Source organism: Variovorax paradoxus, assembly GCF_000834655.1.
GTDB classification, from domain to species: Bacteria; Pseudomonadota; Gammaproteobacteria; order Burkholderiales; family Burkholderiaceae_C; genus Variovorax; species Variovorax paradoxus_F.
On record NZ_JXQQ01000135.1, the window covers coordinates 45,140 to 57,830 of the forward strand.

Annotated in this window: 6 protein-coding genes; 3 read left to right on the forward strand and 3 right to left on the reverse strand. The window is 68.2% G+C overall.

Going from position 1 to position 12,691, the window contains the following annotated elements; genetic code table 11:
* Positions 1-3 precede the first annotated feature (3 nt).
* Together RT97_RS31025 and RT97_RS31030 are read right to left on the reverse strand one after the other, a co-directional pair.
* Complete coding sequence (locus RT97_RS31025; RefSeq protein WP_042582708.1) at positions 4-924, reverse strand: UbiA family prenyltransferase; 921 nt, start codon at positions 922-924, stop codon at positions 4-6.
* Complete coding sequence (locus RT97_RS31030; protein ID WP_042582709.1) at positions 921-3,614, reverse strand: hypothetical protein; 2,694 nt, start codon at positions 3,612-3,614, stop codon at positions 921-923. The genes RT97_RS31025 and RT97_RS31030 overlap by 4 nt, the downstream gene beginning before the upstream one ends.
* A 175-nt stretch (positions 3,615-3,789) precedes the next feature.
* On the opposite strand from RT97_RS31030, the gene RT97_RS31035 reads away from it, so the two are divergent.
* The 3 genes from RT97_RS31035 (at position 3,790) to RT97_RS31045 (ending at position 11,692) form a co-directional block, all read left to right on the forward strand.
* Positions 3,790-6,453 (forward strand): glycosyltransferase family 4 protein, encoded by a 2,664-nt coding sequence (locus tag RT97_RS31035; RefSeq protein WP_080898498.1) that lies wholly within the window; start codon positions 3,790-3,792, stop codon positions 6,451-6,453.
* 153 nt (positions 6,454-6,606) lie between these two features.
* Positions 6,607-9,714 (forward strand): sensor domain-containing diguanylate cyclase, encoded by a 3,108-nt coding sequence (locus tag RT97_RS31040; protein ID WP_042582711.1) that lies wholly within the window; start codon positions 6,607-6,609, stop codon positions 9,712-9,714.
* 91 nt (positions 9,715-9,805) lie between these two features.
* Positions 9,806-11,692: a GspE/PulE family protein gene (locus tag RT97_RS31045; RefSeq protein WP_042582712.1), complete on the forward strand. Its 1,887-nt coding sequence runs from the start codon at positions 9,806-9,808 to the stop codon at positions 11,690-11,692.
* A gap of 19 nt (positions 11,693-11,711) precedes the next feature.
* On the opposite strand, the gene RT97_RS31050 is transcribed toward RT97_RS31045, so the two are convergent.
* Entirely contained in the window at positions 11,712-12,461 is a 750-nt protein-coding gene (locus tag RT97_RS31050) for an EAL domain-containing protein (protein ID WP_253278357.1), read from the reverse strand.
* Positions 12,462-12,691: the final 230 nt, after the last annotated feature.

The following is a 12,691-nucleotide window of genomic DNA, read 5'->3' on the forward strand; positions in this document are numbered from 1 at the left end:
CGGCTACCACGGCGCGACGGTGGCCAGCATGGCCAGGCCGATGACGACGTGGATGTTCCTGTAGACCGTCTGCAGCCGGCGAACCGCCGGGTAGGTGAGGTCGTCCCGCAGGGCCATCCACGCTGCGCGCAGATGGATGACGTAGAGCACGGCGGCCATCGACAGCACAAGGGGTACGAATCCGAGCAGCGCGAGCACGGTCAGCCAGCCGTACGCCGCGCTGAACAGGAACAGGCTGGCGAAAAAGCTCGTTTTCTTGCCGAACGCGACGGCGTTCGTTCGGATGCCGTTGTGCAGGTCGCCGTCGTGGTCGCGCGTCTCGTGGGTCAGGTGTCCCGCGGCAAACACCAGGCCGAAATAGCAGCCGATGGCCGCGCCGTGCGGCGAAATGGGTGCGAGGGCCGCGTAGCCCAGCAGGAAGTGGAGCGTGCCGCCGGACACATGGAGCAGCGAGTTCAGCACCGGCACGCCCTTGCCGTGGATTCCCGGGAACGAATAGACGGCGCTCAAGACCGCGATGGTCGACGCGATAAAGAACGACGCCGGGCTCACCAAGCCGAAGATCAGCAGCGCGAGCGCCAGGAGCGCCCAAGCCAGGCGGCCCATCCGGGCGGCGTTCTCGCCCCTGGCCACGTAGGTCTGCGAGGCCCGCCGGGGGTCCTGGAGGTCGCCATGGATGCCTGCCCAGTCGTTGACGACGAAGACGTGCGCGACCAGGCAGAGATTGCCGGCAACCAGCGCGGCGATCGTGAGCAGCGTGGCGGCACTGAAATCGGCCATGGCGAAGCACGCGCCGATGACCGGTGCGCCCTGCAGCACGCAGACCTCGTCCATGCGTATGCACGACACGAGGCGCTGCAGCGAGGCGCGCGGTGCATGGGCCGGCGCGGCCCCGGTTTCGGCCCCGGTCTTCGGCTGCGTCACTGGACGGCACCCTCTGCGCTGGCGCGGGATGGCTGGGCCGGCGTCGCGCCCCTGGTCCCGTGATAGAGCCTCAGCCACAGCGCATAGCCCACGTCCTGCGACCAGTAGTAGCGCCGCACGGTCGCGCTCATGTCGTTGTGATAGAGCAGGGGCGGATTGCCGGCCAGTGCAGAGAAGTCATTGGCCGCCAGCTCCCGCAGGAGCCGGGTGGCCTCGGTCTTCACGGCCGCACTCTGCGGGGCGCCGTCGATCTGCTGCACGAGCGCCGCGGCCCGCGCCCACACTTCCTGGCCGGGAGCGGCGGGCTGCAGGCGCGATGCCGGCAACTGCAGCGGGCAACCCGCGCGATGCAGGTCCGCCTGGCGAAGGATCGCCATGGGCGGGGCGCCCGCGTAGTAGACCCAGAGGCTGCTGTCGTCGGCTTTTCGCATGAGCGCTTCGCACAGCGAGCGCGCCCCGGAAGGGTCCCGCTCGGCCAGGAGCATGTAGATGTGCATCTGGATGCCGATGTCGGCCGGGTTCGGGTCCGCGCCCGGGTCCAGGCACTGGTAGTCGTCGCGCTTGGCGAGCCACGTGCGATACAGCCCGTCGCCGGTACGAAACTTCCGCATGACCCCGAGCGCCGTCTCGAGCTGTGCGCTGTCTTCGCCCGGCGCCACGCGCCACACCAGCGCGGTGTCGTCCGAGTCGGGCGTGATGGCGCAACCCAGCACGCCGATGGTCGGCGCATCGGGCCGGCCGTGATAGCGCACGAGACCGCCGGCCTCGATCTGGCTGCGCAGGAAGCCGCGCGCCCGGGCCAGCATGCCCTGCATCCGTGCGGCGTCCGCGACCGGGCCCGCAACGTCGAGCATGATCGCGTTGAGGTAGGTGTTCATCTCGGGCTGCGGCTTCTCGAAGCGCGGCTCTCCTGTGAACGAGGTGAGCCAGTAGCCCTGCGCCTGCTGTCCGCTGGCAATGCGCTCGACCGCCTGCCGGGATGCATATCGCAGGAAGCGCTCCGCCGGATCGGCGGCGTCGTCGGCTTTCAGTTCGAAGGCGCGTTCGCGCAGGAGCCGGACCTCGCCACCGGCATGTGCACGAACCAGGACCGCCAGCACATGCCTGCCGGGCGCAAGGCCGCCGACCGGCACGCGCAGCCTCCACCCCGCGGGGCTCGTCTCGCCGAGCGTGCGGGCCACGTCCGGCCGCTCGAAGAACTGGCTCGTTCCCGCCACCTCGCGTCCATCGATGAGCAACGCGATGTCCCGCGGCGAGCTCGAATCCACGAGCGTCCATCCGGCGACATCGAGTTGCCGCTCCATCAGGTCGCCCGCCGCGGCGTCACGGACGGCCACGTCGACCGTGTCGATCAGGTCCACGTTGCCTTGCAGGTCCATGAAGAGATCGGCCGGTGCGCGCGGGTGCTTCAGCTCGGCGATGAACGCGGCATTGCGCCAGTCCCACATGGGCTGCATGCGGTCGTCGGCCTTGGCCGTCAACACCGCGGTGTCGGTGGCGCCGGTGTACCAGAAGGCGCCGACGGCCTGGATGCCGATGGACACGACGCAGGCGGCACCGAACAGCGCGCGCCCGCCGCGCGACAGCGCCGCCACGATGGGTGGCAGCATCCACACGAGCAGCGGCACCATGTCCGTGAGCCATCGCGGCCCCCAGGCGATGCCCTGTCGCCAGTCGACATTCGCATAGCCGACGATTTGCACCGCCATGGCCGCGCACAGCGCCAGCGTCAACGCCCGCGTGCTGCGCTCCCGGAGCGCGAGAAGAAGCAGGCAGGGCACGAAGAGCAGGAACGGCGAGAACACGAAGAGCCCCCGCGTCGGGCTGACGAGCAGGCCGGCCACGCCTTCCAGGAGGTTGTCGTTGAAGTCGGTGGGATGCACTGCCAGCGCGTAGGCCCCGGCCACGTGGCCGACCGTTCCGAGGTTGTAGGCCAGCGTGAGGGCGACCGGCACTGCGCCCGCGAGCACGAACCAGGGCCAGCGCCTGCCCGCCCACCACAGCCCGCAGAGGCCGAGCGCGGCGGCCAGGATGGCGTCGGGCGGCCGGTTCGCTGCGATCAGTGCGCACAGGAAGCCGGCCAGCGCCACGCGCAGCGGCGTGCCCGGCCCGGTCACCAGCCACAGGGTCGCGATGACCAGGAGTTGCGCCAGGCCGTGCATCCACAAGGCCTGGCTGCTGATCACCCAGGTGGTCGTGCCGAAGGCGAAGACGAGGCTCAGCACGATGGCGGTTCGGGGGCCGCTGCGCCTTCGCAGCAGCAGATAAAGCCAGGCCACCGATATCGCGGCGATCAGCGAAGCGCACAGCTTCTCCATCGCGCGGGCGACCTTGTCGAAGATGTGCGGGCCCCACGCAATCGACTCGAGGTAGTGCACGGCCGGCAGGTACAGCGGCGCAACCACCAGCGGCACGACGAGCGGGTACTTGGAGACCAGGTGCTCCCCTCGCCCCTTCATGATCCAGAACGCCGTGCCGGGTTCGCCCTGCGCACCTGGCGGGGTGCGGCCCAGTGCGACTTCGCTGGCGACCGGGTCCAGCACGACGCTGCCGTGCCGCACCATCGAGAACGGCAGGTACCGCGCCGCGTAGGTGTCGGCGGCCGAGATCAGGCGGCCATTGGCGTTGAAGACAAGGAACGCGACGATCGCCAGCAGGAGCGCGATGGCCGCGTCGCGGAGCGAAGACATGGCCCGCGGGGGCTGTGCTGTATCGCTTCCTGGCCGTGCGGGCACGTTTGCGCTCATCGCCATGCTTTCCTGGTGCCAGCGCGTGGCGCGGGGGTTCGTGGGTTCTATGCTGGGCGGCAATTATGACTTCGTAAACTAGAGTTAACAGTTTTGCCGTCCCGCGGCCGGAGTCTTCATGCAGCGCCGCCCATCTGGCGATCGGCATCCATTGCCGGCCGATCTCGCCATCTTCACGATTTGTGCAAGCAACTATCTGGCCCATGCGTGCGTGCTCGCCGCCTCGGTGCGAGAGCATCAACCGGGGGCCACGCTCGTCGTCTTCCTGCTCGACGAGCCGCCTGCCGGCGTCCAGCTGCCCGGATTCGTGCACGTCGTCGCGGCCGAGGCGACGCTCGACCACAAGGAGTGGAACCATCGGCGATGCCACTACAGCATCCTGGAATTCGCAACGAGCGTGAAGCCGGCGTGCTTTCGCTACCTGTTCGACCAAGGCGTGCGGCGCGCCGTGTACCTCGATCCCGACACCCGGCTCTATCGCCGGGTCGATCAGTTCTGGAGCGGCGATGCGAGCGATGCCGAACTGGTGCTCACGCCGCACATCCTGTCGCCCTTGCCGGACGACGGATGCATGCCGGACGACCTCGTCATCCTGCGTGCCGGCCTCTACAACCTGGGGTTCGCGGCACTGCGCGACACCGAGCGCGCGCGCTCCCTGCTCGCGTGGTGGGACCACAAGCTGCACACGCTCTGCCTGGAGGACGTGCGCACCGGCGTCTTCACCGACCAGAAGTGGATGGACTTCGCGCCGCTGCTCGTCCCCGGCGCCACCGTGCTGCGGCACGCGGGCTTCAACGCCGCCTACTGGAACCTGCACGAACGCACGCCTCGCTGGGTGGACGGCCAATGGCGCATGGAAGACCCGGCCGGCGATGCGCATGACCTGGTCTTCTTCCACTTCAGCGGCTTCAACCCGGACGTGAAGCAGCTCTCGCGCTACGAGAGCCGTTTCGGCTGGAACCTTCCGGGGGATGCGCAACGCCTCTTCGGCGACTACGCAAAGGCGCTGATCGACGCCGGCATCGCCCGGTTTCGCGCGCTGGGCATTCCGCAGGTCGCCTTTGCCGACGGTACGGCGTGGGACCTCGTGTGCCGCGCGCTGTACCGCGAGTCGCTCGCCGAGCGGCTGGACCTGGGCGATCCGCTGGAGGAGCCGCACTTCGTCGAGTGGGCCGCCAGCCAGGCGCCGGGCGACCACCTGACACGCTATGCCCGCGCCGTGCTGCGCATGCGCAGCGACCTGGTGGGCAGCTTCGACGATGGCCGCAACATCGCCGGACTGATGGCGTGGATGCGGACCTCGGGCCGGCACGAGGCCGGCCTCTCGGCGGAGCTGGTCGAGCGCCTGGGCGTGCCCGGCAAGTCGCCGCGCATGCGCGCGAACTACGTGGGCTATCTCCGCTCGCACCTGGGCGTCGGGGAAGCGGCCCGCAATAGCGTCGCGGCGCTCGATGCGGCAGGCGTGGCCGTCCACAGCCACGACATCTCGCCTGAAGCGGCGGCGCCGACGGGCGAGTACGCGCTCGCGGGGCGGCGCTGGCCTGCCAGCGGCGCCGCGGCCACCATCCTGGCCTGCAACGCCGACATGCTGCCGGATGTGCTGTCCAGGCTGCCGGCGCACCTTCTCGCCCCGTATCGCATCGGGTGCTGGTATTGGGAGACCCCCGACTTTCCCGACGCATGGACGGACCGCTTCGATCTGGTGGACGAAGTCTGGGCCGGCACGCAATTCATCGCCGATGCCATCGGGCAGAAGACCAGGATTCCCGTCATCGTCATGCCGCCGATGGTGATGCCGCCGCCCATCGCAAGAAACCGCGAATGGCTCGCGAGCCTGCTGCCTGAAGCGGCGCACGATGAGTTCACCTTCCTGTTCCAGTTCGACGTGGCCTCCGTCCCGTTCCGCAAGAACCCGGAGGGCGTGGTGGCCGCCTTCGTCGAAGCGTTCCTGCCTGACGAGCCGGTGCGGCTGGTCGTCAAGGCGCTCAACGGCCAGGCGGCTCCCGAACTGATGGCGTCGCTTCGCGAAGCGTCCCGCGGGCATCGCGTCACTTTTCTCACTGCTGCGCTGGAGAGCGCCGATCGCTTCCGGCTCCTGGCTTCGGTCGACAGTTTCGTCTCGCTGCATCGGGCCGAAGGCTTCGGCCTGTCGATCGCGGAGGCGATGGCCTATGGCCTGCCGGTGGTGGCCACGGGCTGGAGCGGAAATGTCGATTTCACGCACGCCGGCAATTCGGCCCTGGTGCCCTTCGATCTCGTTCGCAGCGACGCCGCCCACGGACCTTATGCGGCAGGCACGCTCTGGGCCGAGCCCAGGCTCGACGCGGCGGCCCGGCTGATGCGGCGCGTATGGCAGGACCCTGCATGGCGCGCGCAGATCGCGCGGGCCGGCCAGGAAACGGTGGCTGCAAAGTTCTCGGCCGCGGCGGTCGGCTCTGCGATGCGCGAGCGCCTCGACCGGATCGCAAGCGCGCCTCAGGTCCAGGCCAGCCTGCGGGAGCCGTCGGCAGCCGGGCAGGCCGGCCGGGTGCCGGCCTCCGCAACGCCGCTCCTGGTGCGGGTGATGCGCGACGTGCTGAGTTTTCCCGGCTACTACTTCGTGCGGCTTCCGCGCGTACCGCTGCTGCTATGGCGCCATGGAATTGCGGGCACGTTGACGAGGGCCGAACTGGTCACCAGCGCGGATGTGGACATCAAGGGGCAATACCTCGTCACCCATGTCCTGACGAGATGGCGCAGGCGCATCCTGCGCTGGCGGCAAGACGGCTGGCTGCGGCGATAGCGCAGATCGCCGCTCGGCGGACGCCTTGCGGCGATGCGCCGGACCGTCCCCCCCCAGGCCGCACTGCGAAATATGTAGCTTGCGCTTCTGGCGCGGAACGCCTACCTTGGCCGCCGGCACAAAACCTTCGATTGCGAGGCTTCCGGCAGGTCAATGAACTCACCAGATACCACGAAATTCCGCATTGGCCTGAACACGCGCCTGAGCCTCGGCGTTGCTGCAGTGGTCCTCGCAGCCACGTTCGCCGTCGCCACCGTCGCGCTGCAATTCGTCAAGACCAGCATGCGGGAGTCGATCGCCAGGGATGAGTTCGCGCGCGTCTCGGCCCTGGCGGACGCGGTAGACCAGAAGTTCGTGAGCCGGCGCACGCTGCTGAAGACTTTCGGCGACAGCGTGGAGTCGCTGAAACTGCCGAACGCCGCGCCGCTGCAGGCCTTCCTGGAGCAGCACAAGTCGCTGCGCGAGGCCTTCGACAACGTGGCCTTCCTCGACATCGAGGGCAACCTGGTGGCCAACCTCAACAGCGCCAGCCAGATCGGCCGGGTCAACGTCAAGGATCGCCCGTACTTCCGGGACACGGTCGCCGCCAAGGCCGGCGTGACCTCGCAGCCCTTTCGCAACCGGCTGAACGGCCTGGCGCAGGTGGCGATCACCGAGCCGGTGCTCGACAGCGCGGGTCGGGTGCAGTTCGTGATCTCGGGCTCCATCAACCTGAAGGAGCGCAACATCCTGGGCGAGCTTGCGAGCGTCAGGTTCGGCGACACGGGCTACGTGTTCATCACCACGACGGACGGCATCGTGGTCGATCATCCGCGCGAAGAGCGCGTTCTCGATGCGGCAAGCCCGGACACGGCGCGCAACCCCGAGATCGAGCGCGCGATCGCGGGCTTCGAGGGCGCGACCGAAGGCGTCAACCGCGAGGGCGTGCACGGCCTGTATGCCTTCCGGCGCCTGCGGCAGGCGGACTGGATCATGGGCGCCATGTATCCGCGCGACGAGGCGTTCGCGCAGGTCGACGCCATCGAGCGCGCAGCCTGGGCGGGCGCCCTGGTGCTTGCGCTCCTGGCGGGCGCGATCGCGCTGGCTGTCGTGCGGCATCAGCTCAAGCCCGTCACTGCCCTGCACCGGCACATGCTGAACGCGCAGGCTGCGCCGGCCGAGGTGACGGCGCTGCGCAGGTACAGCAACGACGAGATCGGCGACCTGTCGCGCACCTTCGACCGGTTGATGCGACAGCGGCAGGCGAGCGAGAAATTCCTGCGCGACATCACCGACAACCTGCCGGCCATGGTGTCGCATGCCGATGCGCAAGGCCGCTACACCTTCGTGAACGCGCGCCTGTGCGAGAAGCTGGGCCGAAGCGCCGAACAGCTCATCGGGCAACCGGTGCAAAGCATGAGCAGCCCGGGCGACGACGCGGCCCTGAAGGCGGGCCTTCTGCGCGTGGCCGCGGGCGAGTCGGTCACCCTCGAGCGAAGCGACTCGCAGGGGACCGGTGGCGACAGCGGTGAAAACGGCGAGGTGCGCTTCTTCCAGACCGACCTGATCCCCGACCTCGACCAGGCCGGCCAGTACCGCGGGTACTACGCGATGACCTTCGACGTGACCGAGCGCAAGCGCATCGAGGTCAGCCTGGCGCACAGCGAGGCGCAGGTGCGCATCATCGCGGACAACATTCCTGCGCTGGTGTCGCATGTCGATGCGTCGCTGCACTACACCTTCGTGAACGCCCACATCAAAGCGCTGCACCAGAAGGATTCGATGGTCGGCCAGTCGATGCCCGAGGCGCGCGGTCCGACGGACTTCGCCATCGTCGAGCCCTACATCCGGCGCGCCCTAGCCGGCGAGACGGTGGTCATCGAGAAGAGCGGCGATCCGGCGCGCGGCATCGGCGATCGCACCTACAAGGCGCACTACATTCCCGACCAGGACGCGAGCGGCGCGGTGCAGGGCGTGTTCGCGATGACCTTCGACATCACCGACGAAGTGAACGTGCGCAAGGCCCTGACCGAGCAGCAGAAGCGGCTGCGCGACGTGACCGACAGCATTCCCGCCCTGGTGGGCTATTTCGACACCGAGCAAAACTGCCTCTATGCCAACAGCCGCGCGCGGCAGATGGCCAACCATGGCGACCTTTCGCTGGATGGCGTCACGCTGCGCTCGGCCCTGGGCGAATCGATGTACAGGCAGCACGAGCCGTACATCCCCGTGGTGCTGGCGGGCAAGCAGGTGCGCTTTCCGCTTCACGCGCCGCTGCATGGCAGGCAGGGCTACTTCCAGGCGCACCTCATACCGGACAGGGACCTCTCGGGCCGGGTGCTGGGGTTCTACCTCATGACCTTCAACATCACGGCGCTGAAGCAGGCGGAGTTGCAGCGCGCGGAGAGCGAAGACCGCTTGCGCACCATCACCGACAACCTGCCCGCGCTCATCACCTACATCGACCGCGAGGAAAAAGTGACGTTCGCCAACGGCACCTACCGCGAGTGGCTGGACGTCGAGCCGGCGGACCTGCTCGGCCGCCACATCAGCGACGTGGCGGGTGTCGAGCTGTATGCCATGCGCAAGGGCATGATCGCGCGGGCGCTGGGCGGCGAGCGGGTCGAGTTCGAAGCCGAGACCAAGACGAAGGACCAGGTGCGCGTGACCCGCATCAGCTACGTGCCCGACAAGGCGGCGGACGGAACGACCCGCGGCATCTTCTCGCTGAGCCTCGACATCACCGCGCTGAAGGCCGTGGAAAGCCAACTGATCGAACTGGCCCGGCTCGACACGCTCACGGGACTGCCGAACCGGCTCGCCCTGAACGAGTTGTTGCCCGCGGCGATCCTGCGTGCGCGGCGCACCGGAAGCGCCATGGCCCTGATGTTTCTGGACATCGACTCGTTCAAGGCCATCAACGACACCCTGGGCCATGCGAGCGGCGACAGCGTGCTGACCGAATACGCCGGCCGGCTGCGGGCCAGCGTGCGAAGCACCGACATCGTGGCGCGGCTCGCCGGGGACGAGTTCGTCGTCGTGCTGGAGAACCTGAATGCGCGGGAGGCGGCCGCCGCAGTGGCGCAGAAGATCCTCGAGCGGATCCGCGCGCCCGCATTCAGCTTCGACGACCGGTCCCTCCAGGTCACGACGAGCATCGGCGTGGTCTTTCGCGAAGGAGGCAATCCCCCGGCCAGCGCCGAGGAATTGCTGGCACGCGCGGACAGCGCGCTCTACGCTGCAAAGTCGGCGGGAAGGAACAGGTTCGAGTTTTCCGTTTGATTCATCGTCCCTAACCCGCGGCTGCGGCCGCAGCCTGTTCCACGCCGTGGCGCGCGGGAACAGATTCGCCAGAACAAGAGGCCCCCATCCCATGTCATCCAACGAAGTCACCACACCCGAGCAACTGCTGGCCGAACTCGATACCCAGAGCCGCATGCCGATCGCACGGATCGGCCAGGCGCTGATATCGCTGGGCATGATCACCGACGCGCAGTTGAGCGCGGGGCTGGCCCAGCAGCAGCTCACGCCCCAGGTGCCGCTGGGTGAAACGCTGGTGCGCATGGGCATGGTCAACCGTGCCCAGCTGCAGACCGCGCTGGTGCACAAGATGGGCTATCCGCTGGTGAACCTGCATCTGTTCGCGCCGCAAGCCGAGGCCCTGCGCAAGGTCGGCCACGGCGCGGCACAGCGGCTGCAGGTGATGCCGCTGATGCTTCACGAAGGGCGCCTGGTCCTCGCGCTGGACGACCCGGCCAACCGGCGCTCGGCCATCGACGAGGTGGAGTTCATCGCCCAGGTGAAGGTCATTCCGGTGCTGGGCAAATGCCTCGACCTGGACGGCGTGCTGCACAAGGCCTACGAACGGGTCGGAGAGCCCGCGAGCGTGCGCTCGGCGAGCCTCGACCCGATGCGGCCGCTGGACTTCGACATGGCCGGCACCAGCGAGCTGCTCGAAACCCTGGAGAAAGAGGGCCCCTCGGTCGCCAGCGCCGAGGCGCCGATCGAGCAATCGGACAACTCGCTGGTGCGCATGATCAACAGCATGATCCTGGAAGCGCACCGCGAGGGCGCATCGGACATCCACATCGAAAGCTCCCCCGGCAACGAGAAGACCCGCATCCGGTTTCGCCGCGATGGCCGGCTCTATACCTACCTGGAGCTTCCGTCCAACTACCGCAACGCGATCGTCGCGCGCATCAAGATCATGTGCGACCTGGACATCAGCGAGAAGCGCAAGCCGCAGGACGGCAAGATCAACTTCGGCAAATATTCGCCGCAGCACCGCATCGAGTTGCGCGTTGCCACCATTCCCACCAACAACGGCCTCGAAGACGTGGTCATGCGCATCCTTGCGTCGGCCAAGCCCATCCCGATGAGCGAACTGGGCCTGTCGCCGCGCAATCTCGCGCAGCTCACGCAGGCCGTCGAGCGGCCCTACGGCATGGTGCTTTGCGTCGGGCCGACGGGCTCGGGCAAGACCACCACGCTGCACTCGGCGCTGATGCACATCAACACGCCCGAGCGAAAGATCTGGACCGCGGAAGATCCCATCGAGATCACGCAGGCGGGCCTGCGCCAGGTGCAGGTCAATCCCCGCATCGACTGGACCTTCGCCAAGGCGCTGCGGGCCTTCGTGCGCGCCGATCCGGACGTGATCATGGTGGGCGAGATCCGCGACGAGGAAACCGCCAGGACCGCCATCGAGGCCTCGTTGACCGGGCACCTCGTGCTCTCGACGCTGCACACCAACAGCGCCCCCGAAACCGTGACCCGCCTGCTGGACATGGGCATGGACCCCTTCAATTTCGCGGACTCGCTGCTGGCGGTGCTCGCGCAGCGGCTGGTGCGCCGGCTCTGCACCCAGTGCACCACCAGCACCCCCGCGAGCCCGGAAAGGGTCGAGGAGCTTCTCGCCGACTACATGCATGCGTTCGGCGAACAAGACGCCCCCGCCGAGCGCCAGGCCGTCTACAGCGACTGGATCGCGCGCTACGGGCGCGACGGACACCTGCACACCTTCGCCAGCATCGGGTGCCCGCATTGCGGCGACACCGGCTTCAAGGGCCGCGTCGGCATCCATGAGCTGATGGTGGTGTCCAAGCCGCTTCGCCGCCTGGTGCAGGGCGGCGCGCGTGCCGAGGAGCTGCAGGCGACGGCGCTGCGCGAAGGCATGCGCACGCTGCGTCAGGACGGTATCGAGAAGGTGCTGGCCGGGCAGACGACCATCGAGGAAGTCCGCGCAACCAGCAACGTGTGAGCCTGGGCCGCCCGAGGCGTCAGGCGGTGCCCCACGCCACCGCCGGCAACGCGGCCACGGCGGGCTTGGCGAAGAGGTAGCCCTGGAACAGGTCGACCCCCAGCGACCGAAGCGCGCCGACTTCCTCGGGGACCTCGACGCCTTCGGCGACCAACCTGATCTTCAGGTCGCCGCACGTGGCGACGAAACCCTTCACGATGGCCAGGCGCACCGGGTCGGCGTGGATGTTGCGGACCAGGCTCATGTCGATCTTCACCACATCGGGCTGGAACGCCGCGAGCAGCTCGAAGCTCGCATAGGCGGCCCCGAAGTCGTCGATGGCCGAGGTGAAGCCATGGTGCCTGTAGGCCTGGAAGACCGCGGCCAGGCCGGGCATGTCGTCCACGCGCTCGCCCTCGGTCACTTCGAACATCAGGCGGTCGACCGGGAAATTGCAACGCTCCGCTGCGGCCATGGCGGTGCGAAAGCACTGGGGCTGCCCGGCAACGTCGTTGGGCAACACGTTGAGGCTGAGCCTGGACACCATGCCCAGCGCCGCAGCCATTTCGATCGCCTTCACCCGGCAGGCCTCGTGAAACGCAAAGCGGTCCGATGCGGCCACGCCGGCGAGCACCTCGGCAGCGCCTTGCCCCGAGAGGCCGCGCACCAGCGCCTCATGCGCAAAAACCTCGCGGCGCCCGGCATCCACGATCGGCTGGAACGCCATGGTGAACGACGAACCGAAGCCGGGAAAGCAGGCGTCGGCCATGGTCTCGGTTGTCACGAACATTGACCTCTCGTATTGGAGGGACGGGTTTTCGGGCGAAAGGGACGCGCGACAGATGCGAGCGCGTCGGGGCAGGGGGCAAATCTACACCGTGCCTTGCGCTTTACCTAGACACCGGGGCGCGTGCGGCAAAAAACAAGCTCCGCAACGGCTGCAGGCGGATGGTGAAGCGCAAACCCGTGCCCGGCGCATTCGGCCGTGGTCATCCCGTGTTCCTCGATCTGTACGACGTC

Bases quoted from the DNA above. Each gene is read 5' to 3' on its own strand.
- RT97_RS31030 (WP_042582709.1), bottom strand. From the start codon at position 3,614: ATGTCTTCGCTCCGCGACGCGGCCATCGCGCTCCTGCTGGCGATCGTC.
- RT97_RS31035 (WP_080898498.1), top strand. From the start codon at position 3,790: ATGCAGCGCCGCCCATCTGGCGATCGGCATCCATTGCCGGCCGATCTC.
- RT97_RS31040 (WP_042582711.1), top strand. From the start codon at position 6,607: ATGAACTCACCAGATACCACGAAATTCCGCATTGGCCTGAACACGCGC.
- RT97_RS31045 (WP_042582712.1), top strand. From the start codon at position 9,806: ATGTCATCCAACGAAGTCACCACACCCGAGCAACTGCTGGCCGAACTC.
- RT97_RS31050 (WP_253278357.1), bottom strand. From the start codon at position 12,461: ATGTTCGTGACAACCGAGACCATGGCCGACGCCTGCTTTCCCGGCTTC.